Source organism: Neisseria sp. P0018.S001 (assembly GCF_051957355.1).
GTDB lineage: Bacteria > Pseudomonadota > Gammaproteobacteria > Burkholderiales > Neisseriaceae > Neisseria > Neisseria subflava_A.
In genome coordinates, this window is the sequence record NZ_JBQCWN010000014.1 from 21,531 (window position 1) to 41,369 (window position 19,839).

18 protein-coding genes and 1 pseudogene are annotated in these 19,839 nt (G+C 47.2%); 6 read left to right on the forward strand and 13 right to left on the reverse strand.

The annotated features are described in order from the left end of the window. Positions 1–51: 51 nt before the first annotated feature. From ACTHTJ_RS09270 to ACTHTJ_RS09285, 4 genes and pseudogenes are all read right to left on the reverse strand, one after another. Complete coding sequence (locus ACTHTJ_RS09270; RefSeq protein WP_003684370.1) at positions 52–798, reverse strand: amino acid ABC transporter permease; 747 nt, start codon at positions 796–798, stop codon at positions 52–54. A 312-nt stretch (positions 799–1,110) separates the two neighbouring features. Further along, positions 1,111–1,641 (reverse strand): ankyrin repeat domain-containing protein, encoded by a 531-nt coding sequence (locus ACTHTJ_RS09275; RefSeq protein WP_070583460.1) that lies wholly within the window; start codon positions 1,639–1,641, stop codon positions 1,111–1,113. A gap of 1 nt (position 1,642) precedes the next feature. Next, entirely contained in the window at positions 1,643–1,957 is a 315-nt protein-coding gene (locus tag ACTHTJ_RS09280; RefSeq protein ID WP_283120559.1) for a GH-E family nuclease, read from the reverse strand. Between the two features lie 276 nt (positions 1,958–2,233). Further along, a pseudogene (locus tag ACTHTJ_RS09285) lies at positions 2,234–2,338 on the reverse strand (polymorphic toxin-type HINT domain-containing protein); the annotation flags it as partial. A 187-nt stretch (positions 2,339–2,525) separates the two neighbouring features. Between ACTHTJ_RS09285 and trhP the strand changes: the two are divergent. Further along, positions 2,526–3,881: a prephenate-dependent tRNA uridine(34) hydroxylase TrhP gene (gene trhP / locus ACTHTJ_RS09290; protein WP_003679384.1), complete on the forward strand. Its 1,356-nt coding sequence runs from the start codon at positions 2,526–2,528 to the stop codon at positions 3,879–3,881. Positions 3,882–3,944: 63 nt separating this feature from the next. On the opposite strand, the gene hemC is transcribed toward trhP, so the two are convergent. After that, positions 3,945–4,880 (reverse strand): hydroxymethylbilane synthase, encoded by a 936-nt coding sequence (gene hemC, locus ACTHTJ_RS09295; RefSeq protein ID WP_141745143.1) that lies wholly within the window; start codon positions 4,878–4,880, stop codon positions 3,945–3,947. 118 nt (positions 4,881–4,998) lie between these two features. On the opposite strand from hemC, the gene ybeY reads away from it, so the two are divergent. The 5 genes from ybeY (at position 4,999) to ACTHTJ_RS09320 (ending at position 8,879) form a co-directional block, all read left to right on the forward strand. Beyond that, positions 4,999–5,514 carry an rRNA maturation RNase YbeY gene (gene ybeY, locus ACTHTJ_RS09300; RefSeq protein ID WP_070583455.1) on the forward strand — a complete coding sequence of 172 codons (516 nt, stop codon included), beginning with the start codon at positions 4,999–5,001 and terminating at the stop codon, positions 5,512–5,514. 1 nt (position 5,515) lies between these two features. Further along, positions 5,516–6,358, forward strand: a complete 843-nt coding sequence (locus ACTHTJ_RS09305; protein ID WP_070583453.1) for an HlyC/CorC family transporter — start codon at positions 5,516–5,518, stop codon at positions 6,356–6,358. Further along, complete coding sequence (locus ACTHTJ_RS09310; protein WP_070583450.1) at positions 6,355–7,092, forward strand: methionine ABC transporter ATP-binding protein; 738 nt, start codon at positions 6,355–6,357, stop codon at positions 7,090–7,092. Before ACTHTJ_RS09305 ends, ACTHTJ_RS09310 begins: the two co-directional genes overlap by 4 nt. Before the next feature lies 1 nt (position 7,093). Further along, a complete protein-coding gene (locus ACTHTJ_RS09315) occupies positions 7,094–7,780 on the forward strand; it encodes a methionine ABC transporter permease (protein ID WP_070583448.1) in 687 nt (228 codons plus the stop codon). 187 nt (positions 7,781–7,967) lie between these two features. Continuing rightward, positions 7,968–8,879 carry a MetQ/NlpA family ABC transporter substrate-binding protein gene (locus tag ACTHTJ_RS09320; RefSeq protein WP_003684378.1) on the forward strand — a complete coding sequence of 304 codons (912 nt, stop codon included), beginning with the start codon at positions 7,968–7,970 and terminating at the stop codon, positions 8,877–8,879. A 591-nt stretch (positions 8,880–9,470) separates the two neighbouring features. Here ACTHTJ_RS09320 and ACTHTJ_RS09325 read toward each other — a convergent pair. The 8 genes from ACTHTJ_RS09325 to ACTHTJ_RS09360 all read right to left on the reverse strand — a co-directional run. Then, positions 9,471–10,496, reverse strand: a complete 1,026-nt coding sequence (locus tag ACTHTJ_RS09325) for an FAD:protein FMN transferase (RefSeq protein WP_070583446.1) — start codon at positions 10,494–10,496, stop codon at positions 9,471–9,473. Positions 10,497–10,613: 117 nt separating this feature from the next. Next, complete coding sequence (locus tag ACTHTJ_RS09330; protein ID WP_070583444.1) at positions 10,614–11,108, reverse strand: nitrous oxide reductase accessory protein NosL; 495 nt, start codon at positions 11,106–11,108, stop codon at positions 10,614–10,616. Beyond that, positions 11,105–11,935 carry an ABC transporter permease gene (locus ACTHTJ_RS09335; RefSeq protein WP_070583442.1) on the reverse strand — a complete coding sequence of 277 codons (831 nt, stop codon included), beginning with the start codon at positions 11,933–11,935 and terminating at the stop codon, positions 11,105–11,107. The genes ACTHTJ_RS09330 and ACTHTJ_RS09335 overlap by 4 nt, the downstream gene beginning before the upstream one ends. Beyond that, positions 11,932–12,825, reverse strand: coding sequence for an ABC transporter ATP-binding protein (locus ACTHTJ_RS09340; RefSeq protein ID WP_003684436.1), 894 nt, complete (start codon positions 12,823–12,825; stop codon positions 11,932–11,934). Before ACTHTJ_RS09340 ends, ACTHTJ_RS09335 begins: the two co-directional genes overlap by 4 nt. 59 nt (positions 12,826–12,884) lie before the next feature. Next, entirely contained in the window at positions 12,885–14,246 is a 1,362-nt protein-coding gene (locus tag ACTHTJ_RS09345) for a nitrous oxide reductase family maturation protein NosD (RefSeq protein ID WP_440360928.1), read from the reverse strand. A gap of 198 nt (positions 14,247–14,444) precedes the next feature. Next, positions 14,445–16,412 carry a TAT-dependent nitrous-oxide reductase gene (gene nosZ / locus ACTHTJ_RS09350; RefSeq protein WP_070583437.1) on the reverse strand — a complete coding sequence of 656 codons (1,968 nt, stop codon included), beginning with the start codon at positions 16,410–16,412 and terminating at the stop codon, positions 14,445–14,447. A 108-nt stretch (positions 16,413–16,520) separates the two neighbouring features. Next, positions 16,521–18,869: a 4Fe-4S binding protein gene (locus ACTHTJ_RS09355; RefSeq protein ID WP_440360927.1), complete on the reverse strand. Its 2,349-nt coding sequence runs from the start codon at positions 18,867–18,869 to the stop codon at positions 16,521–16,523. A gap of 414 nt (positions 18,870–19,283) precedes the next feature. Continuing rightward, positions 19,284–19,839, reverse strand: a 556-nt coding sequence (locus tag ACTHTJ_RS09360) for a porin (RefSeq protein ID WP_440360926.1), incomplete at its 5' end; no start/stop codon positions are given.

Sequence of the window (19,839 nt, forward strand, 5' to 3'; positions counted from 1 at the left end):
CAAATAAAAAAAGGAAGACTTGAAAAGTCTTCCTTTTTTTATTTAAACCGATTAGCGGTGTTGCGGATTGTAACGGCTTTCCAATCGCAGGAATACCCAGCCCAAAAAGCTTGTCAGCACCAAATAAATCAGCGCGATTGTATAAAGCGGTTCTTCATAGACAGAATAGCGGCCGGTAATCGTGCTTTGTACATAAGCCAACTCAGCCACGCCGATGACGGACAATAATGAGCTGTCTTTCAACAAAGTAATAAATTCACTGGCCAATGGCGGCAACATACGGCGCAAAGCTTGCGGCAAAATCACATAACGCATCGCCTGAGTATAGGTCAGACCCAAAGAACGCGCAGCTTCCATTTGGCCCTTATCAATCGACTGGATACCGGCACGGAAAATCTCACAAATATACGCACCCGAGTTCGCAATCAACGCCAAAGAACCGGCAATCAACGCACCATAAGAACGGCGCAAATCAATGGCTGCTTCGCCGCTAATCAATACACCGTCGGCCGGATGAACGAAAAATGGGAACCAAACATAAGCCCAAATCACAATTTGTACAAACAATGGCGTACCGCGAAACAGCGTAACATACCAAAAAGAAATCTTACGCAACACCCAAGCCAAGGCACGCATCGGCACACCGGCTTTTTCCGGATTGATCAAACGCGCCAATGCCAGCAGCAAACCCAAAATCGAGCCGCCTGCCGTTGCAACCACCGTCAGCCCCAGCGTCGTCAATACGCCGTATAAAAACATCCAGCGGTATTCATAAATAATGTCAAAACGAAAATCCATAACCATTCCGTCGGTCAAAATCGGTAACTAATCCGAATATTTTTTAAAATGAAGCTTGATATTTTACAAGAAAATACATTGCTTGAACGGTTTTTTGTTAAATTAATCCACCCAACCCTGCTTTTTTACATTTCCAACGTATTGCAGCCACTTTTTACCTTTCATCATAGTAAAAATTAGCATATTTTGACAAAAATCGCAAAAAACTTAAGCTAAATGGCTGAAAACAAAGTGCGGTTAATTTCTAAGAAGTTTTTAAACTCACTAAAAATTAACCGAACTTGATACTTCCGATAGACTCAATATTTAACACTACAAATATTTTTTCATCAATTCATAAATTGGTTTTAATTGAGGCTCATTAGCTGTAGGTTTATAACTTTCAAGAATGGTTTCATCCTCATTTACTAAGTAATGCACATTTGCCCCTTTTTGAAGCATAAGCTCTAAAACATCCAATCTCTCTGGGATATATCCAATCATAGATAAAGGGATTAAACCATCTTGGTTGGGTAAATTAGGATTTGCTCCTGCTTTGAGCAACGCTATCGCCGCCTCAGCATTTTTACTTCGTAATGCATAATGCAAAGGAGTCATTCCGTACATATCTTGCGCATTAATCTCCACTCCATGTTTTATATAAAACTCCACAACCGACAATGGAGCCGCAAAAATTAAATTACACTGGTGTAGCCAATTCCATTTGTCTACCGATACATAGTGAATATCTAACTTTTTACTTATAAAGAAAATATCCTCCAGCATTGCGATATTTCCTTCTCTATCTGATATCGCAACAAGCATCTTAGGGTCATCTTTATATTCTTCATATAAATTTGTCATATTAGTTTCCTCTTTTGTGTAAAAACAATTTCATATCCTCTTTAATTTTTTGAATATCACCATTTCCCGGCATCTCATTTCTATGACTCCGATTTTCAGACATATTTTCTAACCTAAATTTATTAGGTCTTGCATTTACATAATCATTAAATTGTTTTTGACTCCAATTTAATTCTTTAGCTGCAAGAGATAATCGTCTATGCTCCCAGCCATATGCATGTCCTATATCGATTGGTCCTTTGATTATCGCACGAGTAATCTTATCTCGGTAATCACCATTAGGTAGAGCCTCGTATTGTTCAAAGATTTTCTTCATGGTATCAGAACGAAGATAGGAGCGATTATAAAATTGATCTACAGGTTTATCTGTCGATAAATAACGTCCTGTTTGCTCATCAATTCGTTGAGATAGTCTATTAAAATGAGGATCTGTTCCTGCGTTATGATTCACTGTTTCAAAACGATTTAAGTCTTTTTTGATCACAGTAATTTCTTTTCCATCCTGATTTTTAAACTTATAAGCATGATAACCTTCAATTCCGCCTATTCGTTGAACACCATCTGGCAAAGCATGCCAGCAATCATTATGCACCCATACTCCATCCGAATCACTATTAGCTCCTTTAATGAAGTAAGTATGGTCATTTTCAACCGTTAAGTTATATGCATTCAACTTCTTAGCCTTAATGCTAACATCTTTTACCGTCTGCCATTAGTTATTCTCTGATAGGACATTTTCCGTATAAAAAACAAAGCGCAAACCCGACACAAAATTGACCGAAACACAAAAACAGCGGATAATCCGCCCATTCTTCAAACATCTTTCAGACGGCCTTCCCTCTTTCCTTGAGGGCCGTCTGAAAACATTTTAAAAAGCATAAAACATGAAAGCACCCGAACTCTTATTGCCTGCAGGTGGCCTCGAACGTATGCGCGCCGCCTACGACTACGGCGCAGACGCCGTTTACGCCGGCAGCCCGCGTTACTCCCTGCGCGCCCGCAACAACGAATTTGCCAAACTCGACGTTCTCGAGCAAGGCATTAAAGAAGCGCACGAGCGCAACAAAAAATTCTTCCTGACCGTCAATACGCTACCGCACAACTCCAAACTCAAAACCTTCGTTTCCGATATGGAGCCCTTGATTGCCATGAAACCTGACGCGCTGATTATGGCGGATCCGGGTTTGATCATGACCGTGCGCGAAAAATGGCCGGAAATGCCGATCCACCTATCCGTTCAAGCAAACACCACCAACTACTGGGGCGTAAAATTCTGGCAAAACATCGGTGTCGAACGCATTATTCTGTCGCGCGAATTGAGCATGGAAGAAATTGCCGAAATCCGCCAAGAATGCCCCGATATCGAACTCGAAGTCTTCATTCACGGCGCATTGTGCATCGCCTACTCCGGCCGTTGCCTGCTCTCCGGCTATTTTAACCACCGCGACCCCAACCAAGGCACCTGCACCAACTCCTGCCGTTGGGATTACAAGGTTCACAACGCCACTGAAAGCGATGCAGGCGATGCCCAGCTTCTGCAAGGTTTTAACTTTGAAAAAGCCCAAGAAGAAGCCAACCAAAACTTTGAAGGCATCAATGGTCAAAAACGCCACCCCTACGCCGACAAAGTTTTCCTGATTGAAGAGTCCAACCGCCCCGGCGAAATGATGCCGATTATGGAAGACGAGCACGGCACCTACATCATGAACTCCAAAGACCTTCGCGGCATTGAAGTGGTTGAAAAACTGGCCAAAATCGGCGTGGACAGCCTCAAAGTCGAAGGCCGTACCAAGTCGCTCTATTATGTTGCACGCGTGGCCCAGTCCTACCGCAAAGCAATTGATGATGCCGTTGCAGGCCGTCCGTTTGATTACAGTCTGTTGAGCGAACTCGAAGGCCTTGCCAACCGCGGCTACACCAGCGGCTTCCTCGAGCGCCACCAAACTCAGGATTACCAAAACTACCTGACCGGCCACTCCATCGCCAAACAAAGCCAATATGTCGGCCACGTTACCGAAATCGATGAAAATGGCTGGGCGACCATCGAAGTCAAAAACCGCTTTGCTATCGGCGATTCACTCGAAATCATCCACCCGAGCGGCAACCAAACCATCAAATTGGAACAAATGACCCGCAAAGGCCAGCCTGTCGATGTTGCCCCAGGCAACGGCATTCAAGTCAAAATCCCCAACATGCAGGGCAAAGAAAAAGCTTTGGTTGCGCGGATTATGAATCCTTAAGCATCAACAAAACAAAGGCCGTCTGAAAGTTTCAGACGGCCTTTTTAAATAATCTATGCTGTTTTAAGCCTGTTCTTGCAATACGGCGGCAATCAATTCTTCCGCACCATCATCTGCCAGTTTTTTGGCGACAGCGCGACCCAAGGCATCGGCGTATTCGGCAGGGGCTTGCGCGTCTGCCTGCAAAATGACTGAACCGTCAGGATGACCGACCAAGCCGCGCAAGGTCAGTAAGCCGTTTTCTTCAGTACAATATGCGGCCAGCGGCACTTGGCAGCTTCCACCCAAAGCGCGCGCCAACGCACGTTCGGCCGTAACGCAGGCGTGTGTGGTATCGTGGTTTAACGGCTTTAAGACTTCGTACAAATCTTCGCGATGCGCTGCAATTTCAATACCCAATGCGCCTTGTCCGGCGGCAGGCAGGCTGTCGGATTCCGACAAAATCATGCGGATGCGTTCGTCCAATTCCAGACGCTGCAAACCGGCGGCGGCCAAGATAATCGCATCGTATTCGCCGTTATCGAGTTTGGACAAACGGGTTTGCACATTGCCGCGCAAAGGTTTGATAACCAAATGCGGATAGCGCGCACGCAACTGGGCTTCGCGGCGCAGGCTGGATGTACCAACGATGGCGCCTTTGGGCATTTCTTCCAAACGCGCGTATTGGTTGGACACAAACGCGTCAAACGGATTGGCGCGTTCGCCGATGGCTGCAAGCGCAAAACCTTCAGGCAAATCCATCGGTACGTCTTTAATAGAATGCACGGCCAAGTCGGCCCGACCGTCATACAAAGCCTGTTCCAACTCTTTGACAAACAAGCCTTTACCGCCGACTTTTGACAAAGTTCTGTCCAAAATCTGGTCGCCGCGCGTGGTCATGCCCAAAATCTCGACTTCGCAATCGGGATACAGGGCTTTCAGACGGCCTTGGATATGTTTTGCCTGCCACATGGCAAGCAGGCTTTCGCGACTGGCGATAACGAGTTTTTTCGGGTTCATAATGGTTGCCTGAAAGATGGAAAACGGCATGAAGTCTATCATATTTTGGGCGGTTTTTCAGACGGCATGGGGGTGAATATGTTATATTTACGCCTAAAAACCAAATTTTCCGGACAACATGAAACGCGCCAAACAATATCCTTTTTTATCCTTACAGCGGCAACGTTTTCATCTGAACTTTGAAAACGCCTCTTCCGCCGCCAACCTTCCGAGCGAACGCGATTTTTACCGCTGGGCGTGGTCTGCTTTGAAAAACGAATACCGCCGCGCTGACATCAGCCTGATTCTTCTGGACGAAGAAGAAGCCCGCGCCTACAACCGCGACTACCGCGGCAAAGATTACGCCACCAATGTATTGAGTTTTGCGCTCAACGAAGGTGAAATCCTGCCCGACCAGTTTTCAGACGGCCTGTATGGCGATTTAGTAATTTGCCCGCAAGTGGTTTTAAAAGAAGCCGCCGAACAAGGCAAAACACCCAAGCAGCATTTTGCCCACCTGACCATACACGGTACTTTACACCTGATGGGCTACGACCACATCGAAGACGATGAAGCCGAAATAATGGAAGCCGAAGAAATCCGCCTGATGCTGGCGGCAGGCTTCCCCAACCCCTACCAAGAGGACGAATATTAAAATGGACGGTACGCAGTCGAAACCCAAGTTTTTCGAACGCCTAATCTCCCGACTTGCCGGCGAGCCCGATTCCGCCGAAGACGTATTGACCCTGCTGCGCCAAGCGCACGAGCAGGAAGTTTTTGATGCCGACACACTGACCCGGCTGGAAAAAGTATTGGACTTTGCCGAGCTGGAAGTGCGCGATGCCATGATTACGCGCAGCCGCATGAACGTATTGAAAGAAAACGACAGCATCGAGCGCATCACGGCCTACATCATCGAAACCGCCCATTCGCGTTTCCCCGTCATCGGCGAAGACAAAGACGAAGTTTTGGGCATTTTGCACGCCAAAGACCTGCTCAAATATATGTTCAACCCCGAGCAGTTCCACCTGAAATCCGTCTTGCGCCCTGCCGTTTTCGTACCCGAAGGCAAATCTTTAACCGCCCTTTTAAAAGAGTTCCGCGAACAACGCAACCACATGGCGATTGTCATTGACGAATACGGCGGCACATCCGGCCTGGTAACCTTTGAAGACATCATCGAGCAAATCGTCGGCGACATCGAAGACGAGTTTGACGAAGACGACAGCGCCGACAATATCCACGCCGTTTCTTCCGAACGCTGGCGCATCCACGCCGCAACCGAAATCGAAGACATCAACGCCTTTTTCGGCACGGAATATAGCAGCGAAGAAGCCGACACCATCGGTGGCCTGGTCATTCAAGAATTGGGGCACCTGCCCGTACGCGGCGAAAAAGTCATCATCGGCAGCCTGCAATTTACCGTCGCACGCGCCGACAACCGCCGTCTGCACACCCTGATGGCCACACGAATTAAAGAAAACACGGATAAACCATGATTATTCTGGATCACGTCTCCAAACACTATCAAACACGCGACAAAAAAGACTTTGTCGCTGTCGAGCCGACCAGCCTCGAAATCAAACAGGGTGAAATCTTTGGCCTGATGGGCTACTCCGGTGCAGGCAAATCCACCCTACTGCGTCTGATTAACTTATTGGAACGTCCGGATACAGGTACCGTCAGCGTATACGGCCAAGAGCTGACCGCGCTCAACGCCACGCAACTGCGCCACGCCAGACAAAACATCGGCATGGTATTCCAACAGTTCAACCTATTGAGCAACCGTACCGTTGCCGAAAACGTCGCTTTTCCTTTAGAAATTGCCAAATGGCCGTCTAAAAAAATCCAAGCGCGTGTTGAAGAATGTTTGGAAATCGTCGACTTGCAAGACCGCGCCAACCATTACCCGTCCCAACTTTCCGGCGGTCAAAAACAACGTGTCGGCATTGCCCGTGCGTTAGCGCCGCAACCTCAAGTCATCCTCGCCGACGAACCCACTTCCGCCCTCGACCCTGCCACTACGCGCAGCGTTTTGAAGTGTTTGGAAGACATCAACCGACGTTTCAACGTAACCATCGTCATCGTTACCCACGAAATGAGCGTTATCCGCCGCCTGTGTGACCGTGCCGCCCTCTTGGATAAAGGCCGTCTGCTGGAAATCGTTGAAGTACACGGCAACCAAATCCATGCCCAATCCGAAATTGGGCAAGAGCTGATTCGAGAGGACTAATATGACAGATTTAACATTTGAAAGTGCTGTTGAGACCATCGTCAGCATGAAGGGCGAAATTATCCAAGCCTTGGGCGAAACCTTTATTATGGTCGGCCTATCGACTACTTTCGCCGTTATCTTCGGTACGATTTTGGGCGTATTGCTGTTTGTGACGTCAAGTCATCAGTTGCACTACAACAAACAGCTGAATTTGTTTTTGGACAATCTGGTCAACCTGATGCGCGCATTCCCTTTCGTCATCCTGATGATTGCCATGATTCCTATTACACGCGCCATCATCGGCACGACCATCGGCCCGGTTGCCGCCTCATTGGTACTGAGCGTATCCGGCTTGTTCTACTTCGCCCGTCTGGTCGAGCAAAACCTGCGCGAAGTACCCAGAGGCGTGATTGAAGCAGCCTCCGCAATGGGAGCCTCACCCATGAGCATCATCTGCAAAGTGCTTTTGAATGAAGCGCGCGCAGGTATGGTTTCCAGCATTACCGTACTGGCTATCGGCCTTCTATCGTACAGCGCGGCGGCAGGTATGATTGGCGGCGGCGGCTTGGGCGACCTTGCCATCCGTTACGGCTACTACCGCTATCAAATGGAAGTCATCATCTTCATCGTCGCCATCCTGGTTTTACTCGTTATCCTGATTCAAGGTATCGGCAACAGATTGGCACGCAAACTGGATAAACGTTAAACAAACCAGGCCGTCTGAAATGGACTTACTATTTTTCAGACGGCCTGTTATCTATTTAGGGCATATATTCCAAATAAATTTACAAAAAACGTCCTCATATTTCCAAAATAGATTTACAATCCCTCTTTTTTGACGGCGGCAGCTTGAGGCCGTCTGAAACCGTTTTATCATCCATCAGGAGCAAAATATGCAAATCAACACATTCTTCAAAACCCTTTCAGCCGCTGCGCTAGCTATCGTACTGGCTGCCTGCGGCGGTCAAAAAGACAGCGCGCCTGCTGCTTCTGCCGCTTCTTCTGCCGACAACGGTGCAGAGAAAAAAGAAATCGTCTTCGGTACAACCGTCGGTGACTTCGGCGATATGGTAAAAGACCAAATCCAACCGGCTTTGGAGAAAAAAGGCTATAAAGTCAAACTGATCGAGTTCACCGACTATGTGCGCCCTAACCTTGCTTTGGCTGAAGGCGAGTTGGACATCAACATCTTCCAACACAAACCTTATCTGGATGACTTCAAAAAAGAACACAAGCTGGACATCGTTGAAGCCTTCCAAGTACCGACCGCACCTTTGGGCCTGTACCCTGGCAAACTGAAATCTTTGGACGAAGTGAAAGACGGCGTCAGCGTTTCTGCACCTAACGACCCGTCCAACTTTGCCCGTGCATTGGTTATGTTGAACGAATTGGGCTGGATTAAACTGAAAGCCGACGTTGATCCGCTGACTGCTTCTAAAAACGATATTGCCGAAAATCCAAAAAACATCCAAATCGTAGAACTTGAAGCCGCCCAACTGCCACGCAGCCGTGCCGACGTTGACTTTGCCGTCGTTAACGGCAACTACGCCATGAGCAGCGGCATGAAACTGACTGAAGCCCTGTTCCAAGAGCCAAGCTTTGCCTACGTTAACTGGTCTGCCGTCCGCACTGCCGATAAAGACAGCCAATGGCTGAAAGATGTAACTGAAGCCTACAACTCTGACGAGTTCAAAGCTTACTCACAAAAACGCTTTGCCGGTTACAAATATCCTGCTGCATGGGGTGAAAACGCAGCTGCAGGCGCTCAAGCCGAAGCTGCTTCTACTGCTTCTGCAACCAAATAAGTAACTTTTTGAAAAAAGGCCGTCTGAACATTCAGACGGCCTTTTTCTATTGATTATCTATTCCCAAAGCTCAAAACAAGTTTTTTGATTAACGCCAAATACTTACATAATTCCCTTTTTAAAACCAAATCAATATGTTGTAAAAAAGTTCAATAAAAAGTCATATTTTTATTCAATAAAATCAATTACTAAATGAATTATTCTAATTTTTTATAATATTCACTAGTAATGTTCCGTTTATCCTGATATTATACCGTTCATCTAAAGACATCCGGTTATCTGCATTACAGACCGTTCATCTGAATTGCTTCAAACCACTTTGTCGGATTTTCCCATGTATGTTGTGTTTCTCCGTATCGAAGGGGTTTGAGCGGTTGAAACCGTATTGCTTAGATATTAAAGCTTCATGCTTTGAAATGAGTGAATTTTTGTTTTAAGTGTCGTAATCTCTTGCTAATTACTCCCAGCTGCAAGAGTTTCAGGGTTGCCCCCTTGGGCAGCCCTTCTTTTTTTATCCTCCATTATTTCAGTAATCGAACCTTCCCTGCCCTATGCACATAGTCAAAATCACAGGCAAGGCTGCCCTTCTCCTCAACTTCCAATCTTCTTCAATTCATTATTCGGCATCACCAGCCAAACCTGTGCCTTTTTAACTTGAGCCGCAGTACGGATGGCTGCTTCATCCATAATGGAGAATGCGGTAGAAAAGGCATCGGCAACCGCCGCACTCTCCGCCATGACGCTCATGCTTTTATAACGCGGCTGGCTTCCGCCTGTACGCGGATCAAAAAGATGGGTAAATTTGCCAGCTTCGTCCATTACCGTGCCGTAGCCGCCCGATGTGGCAAAGGCTTGGTTTTTCATGGCAATGGTGGTCAGGATTTGGTCTTCTTGGTCGGGATTGCGAATGCTGACATTCCACTCGCGCCGGTTGGCATTATCAAAGCCGTAAATCTCCCCCATATCAATCAATGCCTGGGTAATGCCTTGCTGCTTCAACAATTCGACTACTTTATCAGTGATATAGCCCTGCGCAATGCCGTTGAGCGACAAGCCCATGCCTTTTTGGGCAAAACGGATTTCTTTGGTATCAAAATCGACTTTGTTGAAATCCACTAATTTGAGCGTGTCTTTGATACTGCGTTCGGATGGCGGCGTTTCGGTTTTGGGGTTTCGTCTAAAATGGTCGGCATACAGATTCCACAAAGGCTGAATGCTGGGATCAAATGCACCCTGCGTTAGCTGATGGATATCTCGGCTGATGCTGAGCAGCTGCAAAAAATCGGATGGTGGATTTTTCAGACGGCCTTCTCGGTTTAAACGGCTGATCAGGCTGTCGTCACGATACAGGCTGAAGATTTTTTCCAATCGTGAGACTTCCGCCAATACTTTGTTGACCAATATTTCCGCCTGCTTGCGCTCAATGCCGAACAACCGCAATTCCGCACCCGAACCCAAAGCAATGCCTCTCCAAATAACTGGCTGCTCTTCTTGATTCTGGCTGGCCGGATGAGTCGGTTGATTGGTTTTGCGGCTGATGGCAAAGGGAATGCCGACACCTGCGGCAAGTGTGGCGGCGATGGCAAGGAAACGGCGGCGCGTTAAAAGGGTGGACATAAAGTATTCCTTAGATTTTTTATCTTTATATTGAAAGCCGCATTCATTAAATCAGCAATCGGTGCTTCCAACACAAAGGCCGTCTGAAACTGTTTCAGACGGCCTTTATTGGTTGTTTTATTTAAAAATGTATTCGTCGGGCATCTCTGCAAAACCGACTACTCTGCCGCCTTTCTCTTTGGCGAATTTTTCAGCCTGAGCCTTGTCGGCAAACGGAAGCGCGTCTTCCGCACCCATGCCGCCGATAAAGCTACTTTCGATGACGTAATAGGCTTTTTTCGCATCTATCCATTCGGCGTCGGCATTGGGTTTTTCCCAATCTTTGACTTTGCCCATATCGGTAACATAGATAGCATGAATGCCTTTGGGCTCTTCAGGCAGTTTAGTGTAGCCGAACATCTGCTTGATGGTGGAAAACCAAACCGGTTTGTCAGGTTTGCCGTTCAAGAAGATTTGCGCTTTAGGGCCGTTATGTTCAGTCAAATTCATGCTGCAGTAATGACCGACTGCGCTGTCGCTGATTCGTTGGGGCGTAGGCGGAGGAGTATTTTCCTCTCTGCTACAAGCAGATAAAGCAAGGATGGTGAATGCTGTAAATAATATTTTTCTCATATTTGTCTCTTTCCGAAAATCCAGGCGGCTAAGACCAAAGGAATGATAACCCATAATACCTGCGCCGTCAGCAAAACCGGCATAGTCAGGCTGATTTGATCGCTCAAACCGGCCATACCTGCGTACATCGCGGTGTTTTCATAACCGGTCAGGTTGAGCAGACGGTAAATGTCGGAAGGATTGAACAAGAGAATGGTTTCTACGACAGGCGCGGTAATGACTTGTTCGGTATCGGCAACCAAAACACCCAAAAGCGCCATATCGAAAATCACCACAAAAAACAGCCATACGCCGATGGCGATACCGGCGGCAGTACCGCGTTCTTTGACTTTCGCGCTGATCAAATATCCCATAGACAAAAAGGCTGCGCCAAGAATCACACTAGCAACAATCAGAAGGGCGAAAGGTTTCCATGCGGTAAGGTCAAAGCCGCCGTTGGCAAGCTGGAGGGTAATGCCGGCCAATCCGTAGCCTGCCGTGGTGGCAAGGGCAAGGATGATGAGATGGCCGATAAATTTGCCGGCAAGGATTTGGTTACGCGAAATCGGATAGCTCAACAACAGTGCCATCGTACCGCGTTCGATTTCGCCAATCAATGCATCATAAGAGAGCAACATCGCAATCAGCGGAATCAGGAAAATCGATAGGCTGGAGAGGCTGACAACGGTAACGGTCAACGGATCGACTTTGACAGTACCGGTGGGCGAGCTGCCCAGGAAACCCAATGACAGGGCAAGCGCGGCAAGCAGGAGCGCGGCAGCGAGTACCCAACGGTTGCGCAGGCTGTCGCGGACTTCTTTGCCGGTAATAATCCAAACGGGGTTCATACGTCTTCCCTTTTTAAGAATTGTGCGTACATATCGTCAAGTGTCGGGGTATGGATATCGATATAGGCAAGGTTGCCCAAATCACCCAATTCGCTCAAAAGTCCCATACGCTCTTCGGCTTTACATTGCGCTTTATACGACAGGCCGTCTGAAAGCGGCTGCCAACGCTCGCTCAACGGACGCGCTTCTTTCAAACGGACATTGACGGTCAACGGCAAACCACTTTGAACATGCAACTCATCCATGCTGCCATCGGCAACTTTCACACCGTTTTTCATGACGATAATGCGGTCGGCGTGGCCATCGAGTTCTGCAAGCGCGTGCGTGCTGAGCAATACGGTTGCACCGCGTCCATTCAGCTCGCGCACGACTTCGTAAAACATTTGGCGTGAAGCCGGGTCAAGGCCTGTGGTCGGTTCGTCAAACAATAAGACTTTAGGCTCGCCCAACAAGGCTTGTGCCAAAGCGAGACGCTGGCGCATACCTTTGGAGTAAGTGCCGACACGGCGGCGTGCCGCTTGAGAAATGCCGACGCGTTCCAACAACTCACGGTTTTTACTCAAGGGCTGTTTTTTCAGCTTGGCATAGAAATCCATGGTTTCAATGCCGGTCAATGAAGGATGAAGCGCGACGGTTTCAGGCAGGTAACCGATTTGGCTGCGAAGCAGTGCGCCTGCCTTGCTGCCGGTACGCTCGCCCAGCAACATGACTTCGCCTTCGGTCGGTGTAATCAGGCCGAGTATCAGCTTCATGATGGTGGATTTGCCTGCACCGTTATGCCCTGCCATGCCGACGCTTTCGCCTGCTTTGAGGACTAAATCGACTTGGTTGACGGCTTTTTGACTGCCGAATTGTTTGGTCACGTTTCTTAATTCGACGTGGTTGGTCATGAATAATTCCTTTGTGCTGTTTCAGACGGCCTCATTCAAAAGGCCGTCTGAAAACATGTTTAATTCAAAGATCCGTTTTCGGCATCGCTCCAATCGGATTGGCGCGTACTGGCTTCGTGCAACAGCTCATCCTTCATGGCTTCGTATTTGGTGCTTGTTTTGTTGCTGATCGGTTTCATCAATGGCTTACTGTCGATGACGCCGCCCGGCAAAATAGCGGGGAACTGCGATTGCGCCCATTTGACAATGCTGACAGCAGGACTGTTCATCAACAGACGGGACACGGGGGCGCGCCAAATAATTTGGTCGATAATACCGTTCGGTCGATAGGCATTGTCGCCAAAACCATCGCCATCAAGGTCGAATGTGCTGTTGTCGCTCCAATAATTGCCTCGGCCGCCCTCTCCCCAATCAAGGAAACGGGTGCTGACGTATTTGACTTGGCTTTCGTTGTTGATAAACGAATTATTGGACAGGCTTGTGCCTTCAATGGCCGCGGTAAAGTGAATACCGATTTGACAGTTTTCAAAATGGTTGTCGAAAATTTTATTGTAGTTGGCATTGTAGGCAAACACGCATTTGCCTGCCTTGTTGATCACATTATCGTGAATTTCGGAATAATTGACGTAGTTGAGCATAATGCCTTGGTCGCGGCTGCCAACGGCAATGTTGCCATACACTTTCAGGCGTTCGGAAAACATCAGCACATAACCCATGTTGTTGCCGACGGAGATATTGTTGCTGACTTCGCTGTCATTGGTGTACATATAATGGACGGCAAAGCGTAAGTCGCTAAAACGGTTGCCTTTGTAGGTATTATGGGTACTGGTATTTGAAAAAATACCGTCACGGCCTTTGGAAATATCGTTATCGACCACTTGCGCACCCGGCGCATTCCAAACTGTTACGCCATTACCGCGCTCATTCACGCGCAATGTGGCTTCTCCGACAATCTTATTTTCGCGCACCATCGATTCTGCCGCGCCATGGATGTACACGCCGACAGAGTTGTCCAAGACATTATTGTGTTCAACCAATGCACGCGGAGCCGTTTCCTCGAGGTAAATCCCTGCATCCATGGCCGGCAGGCTCAAGCCTGAATTGGAAACTGTCAGATTGCGCAGAGTCACGTCAGGCGCATGAACGGCAATGGTACGCCCGCTCCTGTCGCCAACAATCTTGGCGGAGCGGTCGGCCGGACCTTCAATGGTAATCGGTTTGTCGATATAGAGTTTGGTCTTGTATGTACCGGAGGCAAGCTTGAGCGTATCGCCGGCTTGGGCGCGCGCCAAAGCATCATTGAGATTGTCTTGTGCGGATACGTTAATGACTGCGGCAAAGGCCGTCTGAACCATGCTGCCAAGCAGCAATACGAGTGCGGCACGTTGCCATTTGGAACGATGGATTTGTGTGTGCGTCATAATCATATCTCTGTTTCAGACGGCCTGCTTGCCGCATGATAAACCGATGCGGAAACAGGTATTTTGGTGTTATAGCAAAGCTGTCTGATAATGGCTTATATCTCATTGCCATACTGACTGTCAAACAGCTTTGCTATAAAGGCCGTCTGAAAGAATGTCTTTTCAGACGGCCTGGAGGATTAAATCATCAAACCAAAATTATTTTGGTTTAACAATCATTTGGCCAGACATTTCCATATGCAATGCGTGGCAGAACCATTGGCAGTAGTACCAGTGTACGCCTGGACGGACTGCTTTGAAGGTTACAGAAGATGTCGCTTGCGGGCCAATCTCCATAGCGATACCGTAGCCTTCCAAAGTGAAGCCGTGAGTCAAGTCCTCAATGGTCTCAACGTTGGTTACGTATACGGTCACTTCGTCACCTTGGTTCACTTCAAATTGAGGGATACTGAATGCAGGCGCAACGGCAGTCATGTACACGCGTACTTTGTTGCCTTCGCGTACGACTTTAGCGGCTTTTTCCAGCTCAACACCGTCTTTTTGCGCTTGTTCCAAAGCATCTTTCCAGAACCATGGGTCTTTGCGGTCCCAAGTTTTGCTTGGGTTCACTTTGGAAGCGGAAACCAGACAGAAGTCATGTGGTTCTGCAAAAGTCGGGTTGTCGTGAACCAGACGCATTTCGTCGCCGGAGATGTCGATCAATTGGTCACACTCAGGTTTCAGAGGACCTGCGTTCAGGAAACGGTCTTTGGAGAATTTGTTCAAAGACACCAACCATTTACCGTCGGCCTCTTTGGTTTCGCCCATGGTAGTGTGGTTGTGGCCAGGTTGATAGTGAACGTCCAGTTTTTGTTTGATCGGATCAATTTTCTCGCCTTTGTAGGCTTTGATCGCATCGTCGATGTTCCATTTCACCATTTGGCTGTCGATAAACAATGTCGTATAAGCATTGCCGCGACCGTCAAATGCAGTGTGTAATGGGCCAAGACCCAGTTGAGGCTCGGCTACAACAACATCGCGCTCTTTGATTTTGCCTGCAAACAAATCGTCCAGTTTGCTGACATCCAATACGGTAACGGTTGGAGACAGTTTACCGTTGAGCATGATGTATTTGCCGTCAGGGCTTGCGTTACAACCGTGAGGAGAGTTAGGCACAGGGATGTAGCGGGTGTATGGAGAGTTGGCTTCTGCACGGCCGTCCAACATTTTCACGCCGTTAACTTCTTTGAAGTCGCCTTTTTTGATGCCTTCTTCGATGGCGGCCAGGTTAAATACTACACACCAGTCTTGCTCGTTGGAAGAAGCACCTTGTACAGTCAGAGCGCGTTCAGAGTTATAGCAGGTAGAGAAAGAGTATTTACCTTGGTAGTCGGCATCGCCGTTGTCCAAGTTACCGTCTACCAAAACTTGCCATGCGATTTCCATGGTTTCGCCGTCAATTGCGGTATAAACGGCATTCCAAGTTTTCGCATCATCCCATTTACCTACGCCGTCAACTGGAACAATGTGTTCGCCGTTGGCAAAAACGTAACCGGTTTTCGGATAACGTTGCGGACGCAGACCGTGGATACCGGAAGCATTAGGAATATCGATGATTTTATCGGTTTTCATTACATCCAAGCGGACGCGGCAAACACGGGTGTTCGCTTTATCGTTGGCGTAAGCATAACGACCATCGTAAGTTTGGTCGGTGAAAGACAAGTGTGGGTGGTGCAAGTCGCCGTTAGGGTAGCAACGCAGACCGCTGTCTTGCAAGAATTTACGGGTTTCCGGCGTAATGTTTCCGTTCAAAACGCTCAGGCTCTCGTTGGTACGACCCCAACCGGTAGCGCTGTCCATATTGAATACAGGGATACGCATCAGTTCGCGCATAGATGGCAAACCGATCAAACGCATTTCGCCTGATTGACCGCCTGACAGGAAACCGTAGTATTGGTCAAGTTCACCTGGCCCCACTTCGGAAGTCATTTTGCCCGGCTCGGCAGAATGAGCAGCTGCTTTTTCAGCAGGAGCTGCGCCAGAAGCGGCAGCTTTATCACCCTCACCGTTAGAGCAACCGGCCAAGCCCAACAAACCGGCACCGGCAATACCTGCACCGGAAGCAGCGGCAGTACCTAAGAATGAACGACGGCTTAAGCCGTTTTGTTCTAATTTTTCGTCTGACATACGACACTCCTTGGATAAAATCCGGCGGCCGATTTTTTCAGACGGCCTGCCGATGAAAAAATTTCTAAGTCGGGCTGCCGATACAGCCCTCTTTTATTTTATAAATAACTACTTATCAACACTAATTGCTGATTCTTTTTTAACAAACCGAACAACTTGTTCTTGAGCATTTTGCGTTGCTACCGCATCGTGCTGCTCAGATTTTGCCGCCGCTTGTCTTTGTTTTTTCTTATTCGTTGCCACTACTTGAGGACAACGCGTATCGTGGTGATACATTACCTGGCAGTGCAGGCATTGGATACATTCGTTCGGATGAATATCACCTTCTGGCGCAATGGCCTGTACCGGACATTCATGTGTACAAATCTGACAAGGGTTGCCACACATTTTATAGCGACGTAGCCAGTCAAACACACGGAAGCGACCCGGCAATGCGATACCCGCACCCAAAGGACACAGATAACGACAGAAGAAACGTTCGATAAACAAACCGGCAATCAACAAAGCTGCAGCAAACAATACAAACCACCATTCGCGCATAAACTTCAGAATGATTGCGGTTTTGAAAGGTTCAACTTCTGCAAATTTTTCAGCTGTGCCCAAATCGTACAGGGAAATAGCCAACAAACCGAAGAAGATAACATATTTAATGGCTGTCAGGCGCGTATGCAATAAATGTGGCACAGTAATTTGTTTTACGCCCAATTTTTTAGCAACACGATTGGTCAATTCCTGCAATGAACCGAAAGGACACAGCCAGCCGCAGAACGTACCCCTGTTCCACAACAGCATGGTCGCCGCTGTAAAGAGCCACAGGATGAACACCAGCGGATCCATCAGGAAGAATTCCCAGTGGAATTCAGTCAAAACTGCGGAGAATAAGGTCAGCGTATTGACAACCGATAATTGCGCTTGCGCATACCAACCAATATAAACCAGGGTAAATGTCAGGAAGCAGAGGCGGAAACGGTCATACCATTTTTCGTAACGTACAATCCAGTCTTGGAACAGGAATACCAACAGAAGAATTGTCAAAGCAATACCGACAACAATAATTTGACCTTGCTTGGCTTTCCAAACCTGTTTCCAAAGTTGGTTGGAAACACCATCATCACCAGCAGTCGCATCTTCGGCAATACCCGTACTTTCAGGAACTGAAGCTGCAGCCGCAACTTGCTCAACCGGCGCGCTGATTTCAACAGGTGGCGCTTTTGGATCATCGACATAGTAGCCTTTTGGCAATTCGTAATCCAAATCTGCATTCACAAAAGCTTTATCGTTAACGCTCAACACACGTTGAATCATCAGTTGTAAACGCCATGGCTCGGCAGCATCAAATTCCACACCTTCCGGGATGGTAAACCAAGAGACCTCTTTAAATGCAGGTGCACCTTCCGCTGCCAAAGCAACTACACGCTCATGTTGTGCATCGGTAAAACGGAAGCTGGTATCGCCCTGAATCATTTCGATACGGTCGAAGATACCGCCACGCACATAGCCTGAGCCTTTCCAAGAGTATCGACCTTCACCGGCAACCATAATAGCCTGTTGACCTGGTTGCAAACGTTTTTGCAGATTATTCCAACCGGCTTCACCCAAAAGGCTTTTACCGATAGAAGGTTGGCTGACCAAAGCAACATATAAATCAACGAATGTATCGTTACCATCGCCCTGCTCTGCATGGTCTGTAACACCTGCTTTACCGCCTTTTTCAAACAATTTGTTGATATCGTCAACAGAAATATGCAGATGACCAACAGCTTTTTGTTCTAACAGTGCATTCCAAGACTGAATATCTTGTTTATCAGAATTCACAGCACGACGGGGACGGGTTTGAACCGCAGGCTCATTTGCAGCTTGTTCACCAGAAGCGGCAGCAGCACCGGCTTGAGTCGCTTTATCCGTACCCAAATGATATTGATGAATAACCGATTTGACAGAACGCTGAATACTGTCGTTAATCACCATTAACGTTACAGTCGCACCACTGATGATATCACCAGGAGCCACGCCAGGCTGCGGAGGATTTTTAATAAAATTTAAGCCAATATATTTATCAATGAATTTATCAACACGGGATTGCGGAATACCAATCAGCATAATTGGTTCATGATGCTCAACCAATTTTGCTCCGGCAATAGTGCCATCATTGGCCAATGCAACCATCGTATCAATCGGCTTACTCGAATAACCGCGCGTATTAACCACATCAGTCGTGATATAAACCAAGCCAAGTTGCTCTTCGCCTTTATATACACGAGCAACCAAAGGCTTACCTTCCGGTTTGCCGTAGCGATCAGCACCAGGAAAAATTTCAGAAGGCTGAATTTTTGCCAAAAAATCAGGCAAGCGCTCTGCGTAAGCAGGTAGGCTTACTATCATCATAGAAAATACAGCAAACAGCACAAGGATTCGTTTCCAAATGCCACTTAAGCACTTCATTTTAAGACAGGACATGGTTATTCCCGATATATCGATACTCTAAACACTTATATTATATGAATCATCTATCGGCAATAATTTGATTAAAATCAAATTTACAAATCTTAAAACCAAATTCTACATGCTAATAATACTTTAGAACTATAAAAATAAATCTTTTATTAGTAGACATGAAATATAGGAAAATCAACTTAGTCCAATGACCATCTTTATATTGTTAACTTATTTATAATAATACTCAAAACAATTTCCAATATTTTATTTAGCATATATTTAATAGAATATAATCTGACTTAGATTCCCATAGGCCGTCTGAAAAAATATCGAAAATACTTTAACCTGCCCCTACAATGACAAAATACATTCCCTATAAAAACAAAAAGAGCCTGTATAAAACAGGCTCCTTTTTCAGACTAATCTTAAATCAGATTAGAATTTGTGACGCAGGCCAACAGTACCAGCAGTTTTCTCGTATTTGTTGTCGCCTTTACCTTCTTTCAACCAACCAGCAGACAACAGGGCAGAAGTACGTTTAGAGAAGTCGTAGTCAGCACCAACGATAACTTGGTTGTACACGCTGTTCTCTTTTTTCACGCCTTCTTCTTTAGCTTTGAAACCGTGAGCGTAAGAAACACGAGGAGTCACGTTACCGAAGCGGTAAGCAGCAGTTGCACCAACTTCAGTACGTTCGTTTTTCTTAGCACCAACTACGTCAGCTTTGAAGCCTTCGTATTGACCTACAACAGCAACCATCAGGTTGTTAGCATCGTAACCAGCAGTCAGGCGGTGAGCTTGGTGATCTTTGTAAGTACCAGCAGCCAAAGTAGTGTTGCGGTTGAATACTTTCAAGTAATCAGAAGTCAAGTCAGCACGTTTAGCATAAGAACCAGCATAGCGACCGAAGAAGCCAGAGTTTTCGTAGTTCAGACCCAAGTCGTAAGACTCGCGGCTTTTCACAGTGTGAGTATATTTGTCGCTAGGGTTA